This is a genomic window from Bacillus sp. EU55, assembly GCF_038005925.1.
In the GTDB taxonomy this organism is placed as follows: domain Bacteria; phylum Bacillota; class Bacilli; order Bacillales; family Bacillaceae; genus Bacillus; species Bacillus velezensis.
Genome location: NZ_JBBOUE010000001.1, coordinates 840968 through 860191, shown reverse-complemented (window position 1 = coordinate 860191; position 19224 = coordinate 840968). Strand labels below are relative to the sequence as shown.

Sequence of the window (19224 nt, the reverse complement as noted above, 5' to 3'; positions counted from 1 at the left end):
TCCAACATATTATACACTACCACCTCACATTCAAACAAAACTCGCCTGCAACTTTCTTTCTCTGATTAAAATCAGTAATATGGTATGCAGGAGTATGAATGAGGAAGTGAGACGATGGATTATAATCTGCATGATACAACGGTATTAGGCGGCGATATTTTTTCTCCTGAGGAACGGGATATTTGGGTGCTGTACATGAAAGTGATGACATCGGCGGGGCTCGGCGATGTGTCGGAGTGGATGAAGCTTGATATGAGCATGCCGCAAATGAAGGTGCTGATGCTTCTGAACAACCACGGGACGCTTAAGGTGAGTGATATAGCGGAGAAAATGGGCGCTTCTCTTTCAAATACGACTGGGCTGCTTGACCGTTTAGAAAAATCATGTTTCATTACACGCGCTCCGTCAGAAGAAGACCGCCGTTCAGTCGTCGTTCAATTAACGGAAAACGCGAAAGATATTTTCCGCAGCCTTTATCAAAAAGGACATGTAAAATTGAAGCGTTCATTGGAAACGCTGACCGCTGAAGAAAAACAAACGGTCAATCAAGGGCTTGCCATTTTGGCAAGAGCGCTTGATTCTTCCAAACAGGGATAGAGATGAAAAAGGCCTGCCGGTATCGGCGGCCTTTTTTTGTTTGACATTTAATTCACTCAAAGTGAATAATATATTTGAAGTGAATTAAAAACGGAAGGATTGATCAGTATGCCGGAGCCTTTGCAAACAGAAAAAAACCAGAGCTGGGCCATCACTCTCTTTACGATCGGTGTGTTCATGGCGGCGCTGGACAACGGAATTATTTCCGCTGCTCTGACGACGATTAACAGCTCTTTTGATGTTTCTCCTTCATGGGGATCTTGGGGAGTGACCCTTTACACATTGGGACTCAGTGTCAGTGTGCCGATTGTCGGCAAGCTGTCGGACCGATACGGGCGGAAAAAGCTGTTTATGATTGAAGTCGGGCTGTTCGGACTCGGCTCTTTGCTTGTCGCACTCAGTCAGAGCTTCCCGATGTTTTTGGCGGCACGGCTCATTCAGGCGCTTGGCGGCGGCGGAATTTTTATAATCGGGAGTTCGCATGTGCTGGCCGTGCTTCCGAAGGAGAAACAGGGGAAAGCTCTCGGGCTTTTAGGGGCGATGAACGGTATGGCGGCCGTCCTCGGACCGAATATCGGGAGCTTTTTGCTTGATGTAACCGGGTCGTGGCATTGGCTGTTCTTAATTAACCTGCCGATTGCCGCCGCTTTGGTTGTGTGCGGCGGTTTGTTTATCGCTGAAACGAAAGAGCCTGAGGCGAAACGGCTTGACCTCGCCGGCACAATGCTGCTGTCTCTTGCGATCTTATCTTGCATGATCGGTATTACGAATCTCAATGGGGCGAAGCTGTCAGAAAGCATAATGGACGTAAAGGTATACGGGTATCTTTTGGGATCGGCACTTCTCTTTCTGGTGCTGCTTAAGGTCGAAAAGCGGGTTGAAAACCGAGGGGGCGATCCGATTCTCGCCTACTCGCTGCTGCAAAATAAAGTGTTTCAATGGACGCTCGTCATCGGATTTTTATCGGGAGGGCTGCTCGCTGCGGTCATTTTTATTCCTTCTTATGCGGAGCAATATTTGCACGTATCGGCGGAGAAAGCGGGTTATTGGATGACGCCGCTCGCTTTGGCGTCAGGCATCGGAGCGTGGCTCGGCGGGGCGATCACGGATAAAAAAGGGCCGGTCTTTTCCGCGGTTGTATCAGGCGCCATCGCATTTGTCGGCTTCAGCCTGTTTCCGTTATGGGTGACGGATAAATGGGAATTTGTCATAGCGAGTGTCATTGCGGGGATCGGTTTCGGATTTCTGCTCGGGGCTCCGCTGAATGTGCTTGTATCAGAAACGGCGGGCCAAAACAAAGGGACGGCGCTCGGCACGCTTTCCCTCGTAAGGCAGGTCGGGCTGACGCTCGCTCCGGCTTTATATGCCGGCTTCATTACAGCGGGCTTTGACCGGATCGGAGATGACATCAAAAACCGTTTAGCGAAAAGCGGCATTCCCGCTGATCAGGCGCAAACGCCCGATATCGGCGGCGGACTTTCTTCGTTGCAGGAGCAGGTAAGCCGAATCCCCGTTCCCGCCGTCAAAAAAGCGGTTTCTGATGCGATTGAAGCAGGCATTTCCAGCGGCTACCACCATCTTTATACGGCAGCCGCCGTCATTTCATTATGCACGATTGTGTCTGCGGCTGTTTTGGCGTTTTTCCGGAAGCCGGCATCCTCTAAGACAGATGCCAGCCCATCCGCCGGGAAAGCTCAGTAATATGGGCGATGTGATGTTCAGAGTGCCAGACATATAGTCCGAGCGCCTGTTCCAGCGTAACCGTCTCTTTAGACACAGGATGGAAGTATGTCCGTTTAAATTGGGCTTCCGTCATGGAGCGCAAAAGAGCGGCCCATCTTCTGTGCAGGATCGTTAACAGCTCAAGCGCATCCCCGCAAGCGGCGGTTTTGGAATCATGAAGATCAGCCCATCCTTTTTCATCATAAGGACGGATTTCCGGTTCATTCTCCGTTACGCTCAATTTAAACCGGGTATAGCCGTTCATGTGGCTGTCCGCCAGATGGTGAACCAACTTGGCGGACAGTCCATCCCCCTTCGCGGTACGGCGTATCAGGCTGACTGTCCGACATCGCTCTGACAGCTTGTTTCAGTTTGGCCGGAGCGTGCTCCAGCGCATTGATCCATTCTTGTTTCTGCCGGGCCGAAATCGATTCAGCCGGCTGATACTCTCCAATCGGATAGTTGAGGGTTTGTTTTTCCATATCTGTCTCTCTCCCGCTGATCGTATTATGAAAGTATGATGGTGATGTCGCAGCCTTCCGCTTTCGCTTCACGAAAGACCTGAAGCACACTCTCGGCGCCATTTTCTGTAAGCTGCTTGCTTTGTTCAAACTGGCTCCATTCTAAAACGAGGGGGTATTCCACCCAGCCGGTCAGACAATCCCATAAAGCGTCAAGGTTTTCACCGTAGTATTCAGGAAGGGCAAGTTCCTTTTTCAATGTCTGATGCAGGTCGCTCATACTTCTGATTTGCTCCCCGTTAATAACTGCTTTATTCATGCGCGGCTCCTTTCCCATGATTTTATTCTATCAGTTTACCATTTTCCTCTTCAGAAGTGGCCGGAGTCTGCCGCGGTTCCAGCTGGACGATGCCTTGCCCGCCGTCAACGGCCACCCTGTCCCCCGTTTTCAGTTTTGACGTTGCATTTCCGCACCCTACAACGGCAGGAATCCCAAGTTCCCGGGCGACGATCGCCGCGTGGGACAAAGGGGCGCCGACGTCCGTTATGATGGCAGCCGCTCTTGGAAAAAGCGGGGTCCAGCCTACATTGGTTGTCGAAGTCACTAAAATTTCCCCCGCCGCAAAAGAATCCCCGTCTTCCGGAGCATCAAGGACACGGACAATGCCCTCCACTCTCCCGGCCGCTCCCGCGAAACCTTTTAAAGTATGCGCATCATCAGTTTCCGCAGGCATAAAAGCATCGTAATAATCCGCTCTTCTGTCAGGCTCCTCAGCCCATTTAAACGGATTGAATCTTCCGTTAATAACGGATGGGGACGGCGGCAGTTTTTTATAGGTTTCATAGTTTTGCTTTCTCGCTTGAATCGACGCAACCGCCGGCTCTTTCCCCGCGAGCAGATCGGTTATTTCATGCAGATACAAGAAGAAAATATCGTCCTTCATGCCGGTCATTTCCGCCGCTCTGAGCGCGAATGCTCTGGCTGTCCGGTACACCCTGACAAATTCGGATCTGGTTGTTTCTCTAATATTCGCGTATTCTGACGCTTTTTCCATTTTGGCTTTGAGCCATTTGACCTTATGAGGAAACTTTTCTTCAAATCTTCGGAAGGCCTGTTCATGCGCCCGCTGCTGTTTCAAAAGCAGTTGTTCGGCATCAATACCCGACTCCTTGTGTTCTTTGATCTGCTTCGTCAGCCAATCCCGGTTTTCTCCCGGATGCGGTATGGAAAGTTCGTATTCATGCGGGCCTCGGTGGCCTTGGTTCCTGAGATATTCTTCCTCGCTCATACGGCCTTTTATGACTTGATCAATGCCGATAATCGGCTCCAGGCTGGCCAGTCCGCCTTTTCCCCTCAGATTGGAAAGCAGGAGATTCGCATCTTCTATTCCTGCGAGTTTTGTTAATTGAGAGGTTAACGACGAAGAGGATTGCGCAGAATCACGCCCGCCGGATATTAACGCAAACCACGCGTTGCATAAATACGGATAGATCTCATTGTTCCATATCGCTAATAATGTCCGCTCCGTTTCGGCACGTTTCAGCTTTTCCTCAATATTCCGGCACCACTCCGGCGATTCGTCCAAATAGGAGGACATGTTTTTTTTCGCGTGCTTCATTTTCGACAGATACGGTTTCAGTTTTTTCGAGATGATCTTCAAAAGTTCATACTTTGAGAACGGATATAAAGGAATCTTCATTTCCGCCGGGATTTCTCCCAATGTATCGCTCATCATTTTTCCTATTTTTCCGCCTTTCGGATTCAGACCGAAAGCGGCGAGAACGGAAAGAGGCTGGCTCATATTGTTATAGGCTCTGCCGCAAATATTGCCGGACCAGACATAATAGCCCGGAATGATGCCCGACTCTTCATCCAGATTCCGGAGGAGCGACCATGTCAGCGGCGTCATCACATCGGGAATCGCTTCTCCTATATTTGTGTTTGTCCATAAAAAATCACCGCTGAAAGAATCATTCCATTCATAGGTTTCCAGATTTCCGGCTTGTAAGGTCGTAATCGGGCGGGATTGAAGAATATACAATGTCCCGCCCGCGGCGGCCCATTCAATATCCTGCGGCCCTCCAAGATCTTTTTCCAGCTTTTTCGCCAGTTTATAGAGCGTTGACGCATATTTGCGAAATTCCCCGGGGCCGTCATATTTTTTCTTAGGCCGTGCCAGTTTAAAAGAATAGGCATCAGCTTCCCCGGAAACGAGCTGCTCCCCGAGACCGTAGACGTAATTGCCTGTCATCTCCCGCCTGCTCCCCGTAATCGGATCTGCGGTAAACAGCACTCCGGATATCTCAGACGGTATCATCAGCTGGATGACGATTGCGATTTCATGCTCATCTTCCATTCCCTGAACGGCGCTGTACGCTTTTACCCTTTCTGACTGTGCCGATCGGCGGACTTCATCAATCGCCCTGGACATGTCTTGATCTGTTTTGACATTCAACACCGTATCGAATTCCCCGGCAAAGGAAGCCTGAGCGGAATCCTCGCTCAGCGCGGATGAGCGTACGGCAAACAACGCAGATGCATGGCGGCTGCGGATGGAATTCACATATTGATCAATAGCCTCTCTCGCCTGATGGCGGAGCTGTCCGTCCTGAAAGGCTGACGGCAAAATCACAAACCCTTCAGGCACAGGATACCCGCTTTGATACATTTTAGAGAGAATGCTTCCTTTTCCCCCCGCAAAGGAATAAAGTTCGGCCGAAAGTTCTCCGAATGTTTTGACACAGTCATTCATAATGTCCCCGCTCCTTTTTAGTCGTTCATCCAAGCTCACAGTTTTTCTCTTTTTCACTTTTTTTGAAAGTATTTCCTACAAGTATACATTATATCGGTCTTCACAAGGGAGAAAATCGATGGCGTTATTTTGTCATAAATGCATCCGTCAAAACGGGCGCAGGCGGGGGCTTTGTTTGCAGGATGTACAACTTGATAAATCGGACCCGTATCAAAAAGGCGGCCGAAACGCCGCCTTTTTTTCAGACTGTGCGGCCTTGATGCGCCGCCGTATTTCTTTTGGTCTGCTTCGGCTGATACACTTTCCCGACAAACAGGTATCCGTATCTGAAATGGTTGCACACCCAAGATACGAAAATGGGACCGAGCGTGCAGATCAAAAATAAAAGAAGGATGGCAGCCGGCAAAGGCATTGACCGCAAATAGCCTTCCAGAAGATATCCGCTGATTAAAAAGTAGGAGTGCAGCAGATAGATTGAAAACGAATAGTTGCTGATCATCATCACAATCGCGGGCACTTTTTTGAGCTTTGAAAACAGATGAAAACACAGAAAGATCATACTGACCGCGTAAATCATAATATCCGGACGCTTAGAGGAAATGGAGCCGCCGCTGATATATGAAACGGCCACAATCAATATTGCCGATACGGCCGCACTGAAGTAAACCGCATAACGGTACTGATTGATGAGCGCTAAAAAACACAGTTTTTCTCTTTTTCACTTTTTTTGAAAGTATTTCCTATAAGTATACATTATATCGGTCTTCACAAGGGAGAAAATCGATGGCGTTATTTTGTCATAAATGCATCCGTCAAAACGGCCGCAGGCGGGGGTCTTTGTTTGCAGGATGTACAACTATCCGTTCTCGTGCCTGATAAATCGGACCCGTATCAAAAAGGCGGCCGAAACGCCGCCTTTTTTTCAGACTGTGCGGCCTTGATGCGCCGCCGTATTTCTTTTGGTCTGCTTCGGCTGATACACTTTCCCGACAAACAGGTATCCGTATCTGAAATGGTTGCACACCCAAGATACGAAAATGGGACCGAGCGTGCAGATCAAAAATAAAAGAAGGATAGCAGCCGGCAAAGGCATTGACCGCAAATAGCCTTCCAGAAGATATCCGCTGATTAAAAAGTAGGAGTGCAGCAGATAGATTGAAAACGAATAGTTGCTGATCATCATCACAATCGCGGGCACTTTTTTGAGCTTTGAAAACAGATGAAAACACAGAAAGATCATACTGACCGCGTAAATCATAATATCCGGACGCTTAGAGGAAATGGAGCCGCCGCTGATATATGAAACGGCCACAATCAATATTGCCGATACGGCCGCACTGAAGTAAACCGCATAACGGTACTGATTGATGAGCGCTAAAAAACGCGGATATTCCTTTCCGCAATAAAATGCCAGACAGAAATAAAACACCCAGCCCGGAAACGGAACCCAAAAGAACGGAAAAATAGAATCAAGCCCCGATGATGCCGGCGGATGAAAGATGGAAAAGTAATCCAGATAGACGGCGTTGATGATAAACGAAACAGACAGCACCCACACGGGAGATGTGTTGTTCAGCCAGCGGTGCAGCAGCATATGGAGAATGTAAAATTGAAAGATCACAAGAATGAAGTAGCCGATGAAGTTTCCTAAAAACACATTTGCTAAAAATTTACCGATCACTGAAACGAAGCCGGCTCCTTCTTCCGCCACGCTTTTCATTAAAATGGCATCCACCGCGGCAATAAACAGAAACGGCACGAAAATGACTTTGCCCCTTTTCTTTAAAAAACCCGCGGGAACGCCTCCCGGGTATGACCTGGCAAGCAGAAATTCCGAAATAAAGATAAACGCCGGCGTACTGAACATCAACAGGGTCCGAAAAGCATCAACCGTATGGGCGGCACTGGCTAAGGACTCTTCCTGAATCATCAGCACCATTGAAACAACGTGAAGCAGAACGACACTTAAACAGGACAGGCAGCGAATCACGAAAATTTCTTTTATCTGCATGCGGCCGCTCCTTTTTCACAAGCGCGCCGGACTTTAGCGTATGCTTGGCGCAGCCATTTTTCCCGCAGCTCGGGTGTGCTCGTTTTGACGACAGAAAAAAGGTTCCGCTCGGCTTTTTGAATGCCGCAAAATTGCAGAATGCCTTTTTTCAGCGTAATCCAGTCCGAGTTTTTCCGGAACCACTTTAAGTACCAGCCCGGGGAATCCGCCGTATAAAAGACCTGTGCCGTCTCTGCCCGGAGCAGTCCTTTTACGCGGCCGTTTTCATATGTGTAGGCTTCTCCGGCGACAAGCACTCTGTCAAAAAAGCCTTTCATAATCGCCGGAACGCCTCCCCACCACAGCGGGTAGATGAAAATGAGATGATCTGCTTCTTTCATCAGTTTCCGGTATTTCTTCGTTTCAGCGTCCCGGTTCATGTCAGAGCGCTTTTTTTCGCCGCCGTACTTCAGCACGGGATCAAATTGGTCGGCGTATAAGTCAATGACCGTATAGCTTCGGCCGCTGTCCTTTAAAGCCATGACGACGTATTTTACGAGAGCCGCATTGAAACTGTTCTCATCCGGGTTTGCATACACAATCACCGTCTTCATATGTCCCTCCCAGTATTTATTAATTTTTACAATGATTATATCATGATGTCATATGAATGAAGCAAAGACATGAGAAAGGCTTTTTCCGGTACTGCTGCCGTTTCGATAACCCCTTTCTGCATATTTTCGCTGATTTTGCCGCCGCAGATTCAATGACAAGCATCCGGCACTTCTGCGTTTTTGAGCGGCGGTATGGTATACTAGCTGTCAAATGAATGGGCTTGGAGGACAACATGAGAATTTTAAAGTACGCGATTTTAGGGCTTTTGCGAAAAGGCGAATTGAGCGGATATGATATATCGAGCTATTTTAAGGAAGAGCTCGGCCAGTTTTGGAGCGCAAAGCACAGCCAGATTTATCCGGAATTAAAAAAACTGACGGCTGAGGGATTTATTACGTTTCGCACTGCGATTCAAGGAACAAAGCTTGAGAAAAAAATGTACACACTGACTGACAAGGGAGAGCTGGAGCTTGCTGCCTGGCTGACGAAAAAAGACCCGATTCCGGAAACGGTGAAGGATGAATTTATGCTGAAGGCTTATTTCATCTCAGCTTTGACGCAGGAAGAAGCGGATGAGCTATTCACCGACCAGCTCGTAAAGCGGCAGGAGAAATTGTCCGATCTGGAAAACAGTTATCAAGAACTGATGACATCGTCCGCGGAGGCGGATTCTTTTTCTTCTCCTGATTTCGGCCATTATCTCGTGCTGACAAAAGCGCTTGAGCGGGAACGGAATTATATTTCCTGGCTTGAAGATATTTTGGCTCTCATCAAAAAAGCATAAACAAAACGGGGCGGCTCTGTATCTGCAGGCCGCCTGTTTACGTTCTGAGAACCGCATTGATAAACGAATCAGCCATTAAAATAAGAAAAAGCAGACTGAAATACACAATCGAATAAAAAAACATCCCCTTCGACCATTGCGTGTCATCCGCCGCCTGAAAGCCTTTGATGCTCCGGTACAGCCACATGGCTCCGAGCAGGAGAGCGGACGCGGTATAAAACGGGCTGACGTCTATATAAAGAGGAACGAGCAGCGAAACCGCAGTCAGAACGGCGATATAGCGCAACATTTTTATTTTTGTGACGCGATTGCCTTTTATGATCGGCAAAAGCGGAATGCCGGCGGCACGATACTCTTCCTTTCGCCTGATTCCGATCGCCCAGAAATGCGGCGGCTGCCACAAAAACATAATCGCGTATAACAAAATTGCGGGCATATCAATGTACCCGGTCAGCGCGCAATAACCGATTAAAGGCGGAGCCGCCCCCGGAAAGCTGCCGACAAATGTGCTCCAGACGGATTGTCTTTTAAACCAAAGCGTATAAACGACGGCATACAGCAAAAATGCAAGCAGCCCAAGAACGGCGGTCAGTACATTTAGCGAAGCAAGCATGATGAATCCGCATGCGCCGAGACATGTGCCGTACAGGATCATGACCGGCGGCGGTATTCTCCCCGTGACGCTTGCGCGGGTGCGGGTTCGCGCCATCTTTGCGTCCATGCCGCGGTCAAAGAAGTTATTAAAAACAGTGCTTGATGCCATGACTAACGCCGTTCCGATCATAGCAACCGCCATGGCGGCAAATATACCGGGCCCTCCGCCCGTCCTTTCCGGCTGAAGCCATGCGATCCAAAATCCGCCCAATGCGGCGAGTGAATTTGAGATGATAATCCCCGGTTTGGCAAGAATGATAAAGTCCTTGACCGTCATCCGGTTTCCGTTATGCTTCATAGACTGTTCCGTCTGTGCTGCATTTGAGTTCATTTGTTCAGGTTCTCCTTTTTCGGCTTATCATATCAGGAAGAATCAGGAAGTACAATTGTTTTGGACATTTTTCACACAATTGTAAATTGTGTACGAAAAGCCGCATCTTGTGACCGGATGCGGCTTTTGCCTTTTTCTATTCAAAGTCTGCCCATACGGCTCCCCGATCTGCTGAACGGACACAGTTTTCAATCCAGCGGATGCCCTGAGCTCGGGCCGGCGATGGCGGCCTCTACGCGTCATTTTTGCGCCTCACTGAGATGTTCGCTCTCTTAAGTCACAGATGTTCTTCTTTACCGAGCCTTTTCAAGAAAACTTCAGAAAAATAAAAACCCTTGCCGGTTAGACGGCAAGGGTTGTTTCTTACAGTGTAAATGCGATATCCGCCCCTGATACAGGGTCTTTGACGAATACGCCCTCTTCTTTTTCTTCGATCTCAAAGCCGGCATCGGTCAGCGCTTTTGTCACACGTGACAGCTCTTTTTGATGCGGCAGCGCGATGGTGTAATAATCCAGCCCGCTTGCATTTCCCGGTTTCGGCGGCGCATGTTTTCCGGCCCATATATTCAGACCGATGTGATGGTGATACCCTCCCGCCGAAACAAACAGAGCGGACATGCCCGCGTAATTGCCGACAATGTCAAAACCGAGAATATCGGTGTAAAACGCTTTGGCTTCCTGTAAGTCCGTCACATGAAGATGGATGTGGCCGATAACAGTTCCTTCTGGGAGACGGCTTTTCCGTTCAGCTCCGGCTTCTTCCAAAAGCCCGTCCACATCGACGGGCGCCGTTTGCATGACATAATTGCCCTCTGCATCCCGGCGCCACGTGCTGCGGGGACGATCGGCGTATATTTCAATACCGTTGCCGTCCGGATCAGACAGGTAAAGAGCCTCACTGACCGCGTGATCCCCCTGACCGAGCGCGATGCCGTTTTCAATCAGCCTGGCCAATGCGATGCCGAGTTCTTTCCGGTCAGGCAGAAGGATCGCGAAATGGTACAGGCCGGTGACAGACCGCTCCGGCAGAACGACGGCGCTTGGATTTTCTTCAAGCAACAGCAGAACGCGTTTTCCGTCTGCTGACAGTCTTGCTGAACGATCTGTCTGCGAGATGACTTGAAAGCCGATTACATTCCGGTAAAAGTCGAGCGAGCGTTCCATATTTTTAATGGTCAATTTGACATAACCGATTGCCGTATCTTGATGAATGCCGGTCATTTGAACGCCTTCTTTCTTATGCTGAAAAAGTTTCTCCCTTTTTTGATTTGAAAAGGAGCTGATCCAATGAAAGCAGACGGCTTCCTGAAAGCGCTAAGTGAATTGACGCAACCAGTAAGATGAAATCAAATTCCGATCCGCCCATAAATGGTGAGGAAAGCTTCGCCGTGAAGATGGCGCCCACTAATGTGACGGCAAACAGAACGCCGATAATGCGCGTTGCCAAGCCGAAAAAGATCAGAACCCCGCCGACAAGCTCAATCGTCGCGATGACATAGACCATAAAGGCCGGAATCCCGATGCTCTGGAAAAATTGCGCAGTTCCTTCCAACCCTTGAAACTTGGATAAACCGTGAACAAAAAAGATAATACCTGTTACAACCCTTAAAAGCAGTGTTCCTGTTTCGAATGATTTATTCATAAAATCCTCCTTGAAAATTATTATCACTTACTTTATGTAAGCTAGTATATATACATAACTTATTTACGTAAAGTAATTTTGTTACATTTAACGAAAATAACTTAAAAGTACTATTTGCCTTCGCGAAAAAAAGACCTCCGCACTCTGTCGGAGGTCTTTTTTCCTATCTATGATTCCCGGAACTGGCTTTCATATAATTCTTGGTAAAACCCGTTCTGGCTGAGAAGTTCGGCATGGGTTCCTTTTTCAGCCATTTCGCCGTCTTTCAGTACAAGAATCTGATCGGCTTTTTGAATCGTGTTCAGCCTGTGAGCGATGATGACGCTTGTTCTGCCCGCCATTAAACGGCCGAGCGCTTCTTGTATTTTCACTTCCGTCACCGTATCAATGTTGCTCGTCGCTTCATCCAAAATGAGCAGCACCGGGTCCGCCAGCACAGCTCTCGCGATGGAAATAAGCTGTTTTTGTCCTTGGCTGATGCCCGCACCGTTTTGGGTAAGGACGGTATCGTAGCCTTTCGGGAGCCGTTCGATGAATCCGTGGGCATTGGCGGCTTTTGCGGCTGCCTCCACCTCTTGATCAGATGCGTCCAGACGGCCGTAACGGATATTTTCCCTGATGGTGCCCTGAAAGAGAAAGGAATCCTGCAGGACAAACCCCATGTTTTTTCTCAGACTGGATCTCGTCAGTTTTTTGATGTCCGTTCCGTCAATGAGGATTTTTCCGTTATTCGGCTCGTAAAAACGGGCGATCAGGCTCGTAACGGTTGTTTTACCCGCTCCGGTCGGTCCGACGAAGGCGATTGACTGTCCTTTCGGAACGCTGAAGGACAGGTGTTTTAAGATCAGGCTGTCTTCCTGATAGCCGAAGGAGACATCTCGGAATTCAATTTCTCCCGTTTTGATCGGCTGGTACAGCGCATGCTCTTCATCTTCCCGCTCCTCTTTTTCATCCAGCACGTCAAACACCCGTTCAGCCCCGGCGATGGCCGATAACATCGTATTGAACTGATTGGCTAAATCATTTAAAGGGCGCGTGAACTGCCGCGAGTATTCGGCGAATACGACGATGGCACCGATTGAAATCCATCCCTTCAGCGCAAACAGCCCGCCGACCGCCGCTATAATCGTAAAGCTTAAATTGTTTAAAGAGTTCATTACTTTCGGAATGAATCCCGAAATTGTCTGCGCCCAAAACCCCGATGATTGTAACGCCGCGTTTTTTTCTAAAAATTGTTCCATGACGCGGTCTTCCCTCGAATAGGCTTTAATGACCTTCGCCCCTGATATCGACTCTTCAATAAAACCGTTCAGCTCGCCGAGGTTTTTCTGCTGCTGTTTAAACAGCAGTCCCGTCCGGTTGGTGATCCATTTAATGCTCAAAAGCATGATCGGAATAATCAAAAGCGTGATCAATGTTAAAAGCGGACTCATGTACAGCATGACGGCGATTGTGCCGACGAATGTAATGACGCTCGACAGCACTTGAATGACGGATGTATTTAAAGTGGAGCTGACATTTTCGATATCATTGGTGACCCGGCTCATTAAGTCCCCGAGCCGCTGTTTATCAAAAAACGGAATCGGCAGCTCATGCAGATGGGTAAACAGCTCGCTCCGCATTTTAAACACGGTGCTTTGCGAGATATTGATCATCCAATAGTTTTGAAACCATAAGGACAATGATTGCACGAGGTAAATCACAAACAGCATGAACAGCACCCCCGCCAATCCGTCTGTCGTCTGTCCGACGATAAAATGATCAATCGCTTTCCCGATGACGAACGGTCCGAGCAGGCCGAATATGGCGCTTATGACTACCATGATGATCACAAGGGTTAAAAGCCCTTTTTTCTCGGCTACATAAGACCAGATTCTGCGCAGCGTGCCTTTTGTATCTTTTGCTTTCGCGCGTTTTCTGCCGCCTTCATTTGATTTGAGCGGTATTTTCGGATATCGGAAAGGTTTACGAATGTCTTTTTGCATTGTCAGCTCCCTCCTTTCCGAATTGTGATTCATAAATCTGCCGGTACAGATGAGACTGTGCCATCAGCTCTTTGTGCGTGCCTTTGGCCAGCAGTTCGCCGTTTTCAAGCAATAAGATGGTGTCAGCCTTCATCGCAGTCGTTATTTTCTGCGTAATAATCAGTGTCGTGCATTCATAGGATCTGATCGCTTGTAAAAGCTTCGCTTCCGTCTGAAGATCGAGCGCGCTCGTACTGTCATCTAACAGCAGGAGGGACGGCTTTCTGATAAAAGCGCGCGCGATGGAAATCCGCTGCTTCTGCCCGCCTGACAAATTAACGCCCCGCTGTCCCAGCACCGTGTCGTATCCGTTTGACAGCTTCATAATCGTGTCATGGATTTGCGCGTCTTTGGCCGCTTCCATTACTTCATCTAGTGAAGCATCCTCCCGCCCCCAGGCGATATTTTCACGGATTGTGCCCGAAAACAGAAGCACTTCCTGCGGAACATAGCCGATTTCCCTGCGCAGGCCGCAAGCGGAGAATTCACCGATCGGTTTGCCGTCTATGAAAATACTGCCCGAATCAGCCGTGTACAGGCGCGGAATCAGCTGAAAAAGCGTTGATTTCCCTGAACCTGTCGCGCCCATAATGGCAACCGTTTCTTTCGGGCTGGCAGAAAAGGACACGTGATGCAGCGCGTCTTTTTCCATGCCCGGATAGCGGAAGGACACTTCGCGAAACTCAATCGCGCCTGCAAGCGCCCGTGCCGGGTCCTGCCCCGTTCCCTCGCCGCCTTCTGTTTCCAGCACCTCGCCGATTCTTTCCCCGGAAGCCTTCGCCCGGGAAAATACCATGATGAGAAAAGGAAGGACGGACAGCGCGCCTGTAATCCGCGTCGCATAGTTAATGACGGAAACGACATCGCCGACCTGCGCTCCGCCCTGAGCAATGCTTTTGGCGCCGAACCATAAGATAAACAAAATGCAAATGTTCATCAGCAGCATTAAAATCGGCATCGCCGCTTCCACGAGACGAAAAGCGGAGACCGTTTTTTCCATCAGCTTCGTATTCGATTTCAAAAAACGTTTCACTTCGTGGTTTGCACGGAGGAGCGCTTTAATCAGTTTGATCGCCGTCAGGTTTTCCTGCATGATCGTGTTGACCTGATCAAGCCGCTTTTGCACAGACCGAAACAGCGCGCCGCCTCTTTTCAGCACCCACAGCAAAAACAAAAGCAAAATCGGCACCGTGATCAGCAGAAAAAATCCGAGTTTCGCATTGACGGTCAGCGAGAGAATAATGCCGCCCGCGATCATTAACGGCGCACGAAGCATAAACCGGAGACTCATGAAAAGCATATTCTGGACCTGTGTCACATCGTTTGTCAGCCGGGTGATAAACGATGTGGATGAGAATTGCGCAAACGTCGAATAAGAGAAGGATTGAATTTTTTGAAAAAGCCCTTTTCGCGTATCATACGCATAGCTCTGGCTGATGTGGGCGGAGTAGAATGAATTTAAAATGCCCGATGCGAATGAAACAGCGGTCAGTCCGATCATCACGCCGCCCCACAGCCAAACCGTACCGAGATCCTGCTTTAAAATTCCTTCGTCAATGATTTTCCCGATCAGCAGGGGCTGTATCAGCTCTACCGCAAGCTCGATGAGCATGAAAAACAGAGCGATTCCCGCCAAAAGAGAATACGGTTTTACATATGATAAAGCCTTTGACATGTGTAAGCCTCCAAATCCTTTGTTCAATATTATTATTTTATGCCTTTCCGGCAAATGAATAAAGAAATTTGGTGTGCCGTTTTTTCAATAATCTGCGAAAAAGATAAAACCTTCCCGGGGAGGGGAAGGTTTTGACCTTATTGATCCAATTGCTGTTCAATACGCTCCCGCATTTGCGGAACGCCTAATCCGACAATGACCTGAAGCGCCCTGCCTTTTCTGACGACGCCGTGGGCTCCCAGCTCTCTGAAATCGGCGTCACTTTTGACCTTTGATTCATCAGCGACAGTGACGCGGAGACGGGTGGCGCAGTTGGTGACCTCCGTAATATTGTCTTTTCCGCCCAGCGCTTCAATATACAAAGCGGCTGTATCCCGCTGTGTTTCGTCTGCCGCCGCTGTTTCTTTTGAAGCCTGCTTCCGTTCTCTGTACTCCTTTTTCGAATAGAGCTTTGTTTCCTGCCCTTCCTCTTTTTCTCTGCCCGGTGTGGCGATGTTGAATTTGAGAATGAGGAAACGGAAGACGAAAAAGTAAATAGCGGTAAAACACAACCCGATGATGATCTGGTATACATACGTCAAGCCGTGGCTTGACGCCAGCGGGATCCAGTTCAAGGTCGCAGCTTCGATCAAACCGCCTCCCATATTTCCGACGACGCCGGCCATATACATGACGGTTGCCATGGAAGCGGCAAGCAAAGCATGAACCGCAAATAAAAACGGCGAGATAAAAAGGAATGTAAATTCAATCGGCTCTGTAATTCCCGCGACAATGGACGTTAAGGTGACCGGAATCAAAAGGCCGGCGACGATTTTTTTCTTTTCCTTTGAAGCCGTGACGTAAAAAGCGAGCGCGATTCCCGGAATGCCGAAGATTTTCGAGTTGCCGTGAAGCGCGAAGCCCCCCTGCGGGAACAATTCTTTCAGCGGTTTGACGCTTTGAGAGTATTCCCCGAGATGCTGCGCCCAATAGGTGACGATACCGCCTTCAGCCACAGCCGGACCGTAAACAAACGGCGAGTAAATAAAATGATGCAGACCGGTCGGGATTAAAATCCGCTCCAGGAACGTGTAAATCCACACGCCGATCGCCCCGGAAGAAACGAGAAAACTTTGCAGCGATCCGATTCCGGACTGAACCATCGGCCATACGTATGCCACCGCAAGTGAAATCGGTATCATAATAAAGAAAGAAATGATAACGATGTATGAAGATCCTTGAAAAATCCCCAGAAAATCCGGCAGTTTTTTATCAAAATAACGATTGTGCAAATACACGACAATAGATGAAATAAAGATGGCGCCGATAATATTCGTATCAAGCGTTTTGATGCCGGCGATCATCGTCAGCCCGCTCGTTCCGCCGGCTTCCTGAGTCATATCGACATGAAAAGCCCCGCCCCAAACCGTCAGAATCGCATTGATAAAGTAATTGAATGTCAGATAAACTGTAAACGCTTCCAAACAGGCTCGTGCCTGCGCTTTTTTCGCTAAAGCGACAGGTATGCCGATCGCAAACAGGAGCGGCATTTGATTAAAGACGGTCCAGCCGCCCTGTTCAATGACGTACCAGCATTGATACCAAAGCCCGTCAGGATCAGCCAGCGGCCCCATCAGCGTTTTATTTTTAAACAGCGTACTCAGACCGACAATAATACCGGAAAATGCAAATAATAAAACAGGCACAAACATCGCGCTGCCGAAGCGCTGGACTTTTTGCATCATTTCACGTGACCTCCCGCTATTCATCAAAATTTTCGAGCTCTTTATAATCAACATATGCACGGAATAACGCTTCGCCCACCAGAAAAAACGGGGCAAATGCGACGATTTCCGTTTTATCGCTTAACGTCACCGGCTTGCTGGTCGCATAAAGATTATACGGCGTCGTTTGCGCCAGTACGTTGTTTTTCAGATTGGTGATTGAAATAAACGGAACTCCCTTTGCGGACAGGGTCCTTACCTGCGGAATTAATTCGGGTGTTTCACCGGATAAAGAAATAATGATGAATACGTCATCAACCTTAAAATCATCACACATGATATCAAACTCTATAATGTCCTGAATTAAAATCAGATACTTCCGCCGGGATACAAACATCCGCTGCAGCTCACGGGCGCACACCCTCTGAGCCGTCCCCGATCCGTAAACGAAAATCCGTTTTGCTTCATCTATCAGCCGGCACATCTCCGTCATATCTTTTGACTTCACGTATTTTACATTGGCTTCAATATCATCCAGCAGCTTTTCAAACGTCATATTCTCGCCCTCTTCAGGCTGATCCTCCCATTTCAGAAAAACCCGGAATTCACTATAGCCGCTGAAGCCCAGTTTTTGGGCGAGCCGCAGGATGGAAGACCGAGAGACATTGCAGGCTTTCGCCATGTCATTGATACCGAGATGGTAGCACGTATGTTTATGATTCAATATATATTTTAAAATATAAAAATCGTTGTCATTTAATTTCGCGTAATGCTGGTTAACCAGTTCTTCAAGACTCATCCCAAAAATCCCCCCGTTTTCTTTCTATTATATAGAATAACAGATAAAGAAAACGGGGACGATTGTCATCAAGAAATATGAGACGGACTTACATCAAGTTCAGGCCAGTAGTCCTTATTAGCCTCCATCAGATCTTCAAGAATCAGTTTTGCCACACGGGCGTTCGGCACTGTTTTTGACAGAATCAGCGCCTGCCACAGCTTTTGAAATGACCGCTCTTCCCACGCTTCAGCCGTCAGTTTTTCGACAGACACCTGCTGTTCCATCAGACCTTTTTGAAATTGCGGTATGTTCCCGATTGAGAGCGGTTCAGGTCCGTTTGAACCTACGAGACAAGGAATCTCAACCATGGCTGACGGATCAAAGTTTGCGATCGCGCCGTTATTTTCAACGATTAACAGCATTCTCTCCCCTGTGTTGTAAGCGATGGCCCGGGCAAGGTCGACGATATAGGAAGCATGATCATCAATTTTAATTTCACTGTTTTCCGATGATTGTTCGCGCGTAATCATATCGCATTGGCTGAAAATGAAAGCTTCGCGCCCTTCCATGACTTCGTTGGCTCTCGTATGGTTCGGGTTTGATTTTTTCACCATATCATCCGGGAATAAGTAATATTGCAGATATGTGTTCGGAAGCGTATCCGGGTCAGCCGCCTGAACGTCGCGCGCTTTTTTGAATGTGTCATTCCAGCTTGCTTCAGTCTGTTCAACCTCCGTCTTCGGAACGTAGCCGTATTCACGGACATGCTCTTTCAGCTTCGGCATTAAATCATTGCCATGCCGGTCTGTGATGGACGTCCACCAGCCAAAGTGGTTCAAGCCGTAGTAACGGACGTTCATTTCTTTCCGTGAAGATAATCCGAGGATGTTCGCCATGCGATCCTCAATTCCGACCGGCATGTCGCAGATGTTCAATATTTTTGAATTCGGTCTGAGGCGCCGTGTAGCTTCAGCCACAATCGCCGCCGGATTGGAGTAATTCAGCATCCATGCGTCAGGCGAGTACGTTTCCATATAATCAAGAATCTCCAGAACACCGCCGATAGAGCGCATGCCGTATGCGATTCCGCCCGGCCCGCATGTTTCCTGGCCGACCACGCCGTACTTCAGCGGGATTTGTTCATCGAGTGCGCGCATCGCATATTTTCCGACGCGGATATGCGCCATGACGAAGTCAACATCCGTAAAAGCCGTCTCTGGGTCATCAGTCGCCAAAAATTCAATGTCCGGCGCTTTTTCTTTTATGAATACCTCACACGCACCCGCAATCCGCTCCTGCCTTTCTTTATCATTGTCATAAAGTTTCAGCTTTCTGATCGGAAACTCTTCCAGGTGATTCAAAAGCATTAATACAATTCCGGGGGTAAATGTGCTGCCGCCGCCTGCAATAACGATTGAGAATGATTTGTCTGTCATGTGAAGCCCTCCTCTGATAACGTTTACATTTTATTTATATCATGAGAAGGTCCGAT

At 48.5% G+C, this 19224-nt stretch carries 15 protein-coding genes and 2 pseudogenes; 3 read left to right on the top strand and 14 right to left on the bottom strand.

Going from position 1 to position 19224, the window contains the following annotated elements; genetic code table 11:
* Window positions 1-114 precede the first annotated feature (114 nt).
* Entirely contained in the window at window positions 115-597 is a 483-nt protein-coding gene (locus tag NYE50_RS04395; protein ID WP_014417231.1) for a MarR family transcriptional regulator, read from the top strand.
* A 108-nt stretch (window positions 598-705) separates the two neighbouring features.
* Window positions 706-2298: an MFS transporter gene (locus tag NYE50_RS04390; RefSeq protein WP_061861989.1), complete on the top strand. Its 1593-nt coding sequence runs from the start codon at window positions 706-708 to the stop codon at window positions 2296-2298.
* Here NYE50_RS04390 and bstA read toward each other — a convergent pair.
* The 6 genes and pseudogenes from bstA to NYE50_RS04360 form a co-directional block, all read right to left on the bottom strand.
* Window positions 2258-2801 (bottom strand): annotated as a pseudogene (bstA, locus tag NYE50_RS04385) (bacillithiol transferase BstA). The gene NYE50_RS04390 and the pseudogene bstA sit on opposite strands and share 41 nt — an antisense overlap.
* Before the next feature lie 25 nt (window positions 2802-2826).
* On the bottom strand, window positions 2827-3099 hold the full coding sequence (locus NYE50_RS04380; protein WP_029973990.1) for a ribonuclease inhibitor Barstar: 273 nt from the start codon (window positions 3097-3099) through the stop codon (window positions 2827-2829).
* Between the two features lie 22 nt (window positions 3100-3121).
* The gene (locus tag NYE50_RS04375; RefSeq protein ID WP_224988618.1) at window positions 3122-5533 is read right to left on the bottom strand and encodes a PEP/pyruvate-binding domain-containing protein; all 2412 of its coding nucleotides are present in this window, start codon (window positions 5531-5533) and stop codon (window positions 3122-3124) included.
* A gap of 241 nt (window positions 5534-5774) precedes the next feature.
* Window positions 5775-6233, bottom strand: a pseudogene (locus NYE50_RS04370) (acyltransferase family protein); the annotation flags it as partial.
* Window positions 6234-6455: 222 nt separating this feature from the next.
* Entirely contained in the window at window positions 6456-7544 is a 1089-nt protein-coding gene (locus tag NYE50_RS04365; RefSeq protein ID WP_285002053.1) for an acyltransferase family protein, read from the bottom strand.
* The gene (locus NYE50_RS04360) at window positions 7535-8137 is read right to left on the bottom strand and encodes an NAD(P)H-dependent oxidoreductase (RefSeq protein ID WP_032872373.1); all 603 of its coding nucleotides are present in this window, start codon (window positions 8135-8137) and stop codon (window positions 7535-7537) included. Before NYE50_RS04360 ends, NYE50_RS04365 begins: the two co-directional genes overlap by 10 nt.
* A 233-nt stretch (window positions 8138-8370) precedes the next feature.
* On the opposite strand from NYE50_RS04360, the gene NYE50_RS04355 reads away from it, so the two are divergent.
* On the top strand, window positions 8371-8922 hold the full coding sequence (locus tag NYE50_RS04355; protein WP_014304649.1) for a PadR family transcriptional regulator: 552 nt from the start codon (window positions 8371-8373) through the stop codon (window positions 8920-8922).
* A gap of 37 nt (window positions 8923-8959) precedes the next feature.
* On the opposite strand, the gene cyoE is transcribed toward NYE50_RS04355, so the two are convergent.
* The 8 genes from cyoE to glvA all read right to left on the bottom strand — a co-directional run bounded on the left by cyoE (window position 8960) and on the right by glvA (window position 19168).
* Window positions 8960-9907: a heme o synthase gene (gene cyoE / locus NYE50_RS04350; RefSeq protein ID WP_128496514.1), complete on the bottom strand. Its 948-nt coding sequence runs from the start codon at window positions 9905-9907 to the stop codon at window positions 8960-8962.
* 363 nt (window positions 9908-10270) lie between these two features.
* The gene (locus tag NYE50_RS04345) at window positions 10271-11128 is read right to left on the bottom strand and encodes a VOC family protein (RefSeq protein WP_205161083.1); all 858 of its coding nucleotides are present in this window, start codon (window positions 11126-11128) and stop codon (window positions 10271-10273) included.
* Window positions 11129-11144: 16 nt separating this feature from the next.
* Complete coding sequence (locus NYE50_RS04340) at window positions 11145-11549, bottom strand: DoxX family protein (protein ID WP_012117101.1); 405 nt, start codon at window positions 11547-11549, stop codon at window positions 11145-11147.
* Window positions 11550-11716: 167 nt separating this feature from the next.
* Entirely contained in the window at window positions 11717-13534 is a 1818-nt protein-coding gene (locus tag NYE50_RS04335; protein ID WP_021493852.1) for an ABC transporter ATP-binding protein, read from the bottom strand.
* The gene (locus tag NYE50_RS04330) at window positions 13515-15248 is read right to left on the bottom strand and encodes an ABC transporter ATP-binding protein (protein WP_159353914.1); all 1734 of its coding nucleotides are present in this window, start codon (window positions 15246-15248) and stop codon (window positions 13515-13517) included. Before NYE50_RS04330 ends, NYE50_RS04335 begins: the two co-directional genes overlap by 20 nt.
* A gap of 137 nt (window positions 15249-15385) precedes the next feature.
* The gene (locus NYE50_RS04325) at window positions 15386-16972 is read right to left on the bottom strand and encodes an alpha-glucoside-specific PTS transporter subunit IIBC (RefSeq protein ID WP_159353913.1); all 1587 of its coding nucleotides are present in this window, start codon (window positions 16970-16972) and stop codon (window positions 15386-15388) included.
* Window positions 16973-16988: 16 nt separating this feature from the next.
* Window positions 16989-17750 carry a MurR/RpiR family transcriptional regulator gene (locus tag NYE50_RS04320; protein ID WP_159353912.1) on the bottom strand — a complete coding sequence of 254 codons (762 nt, stop codon included), beginning with the start codon at window positions 17748-17750 and terminating at the stop codon, window positions 16989-16991.
* Window positions 17751-17818: 68 nt separating this feature from the next.
* Window positions 17819-19168, bottom strand: coding sequence for a maltose-6'-phosphate glucosidase (glvA, locus tag NYE50_RS04315; RefSeq protein ID WP_053285216.1), 1350 nt, complete (start codon window positions 19166-19168; stop codon window positions 17819-17821).
* Window positions 19169-19224: the final 56 nt, after the last annotated feature.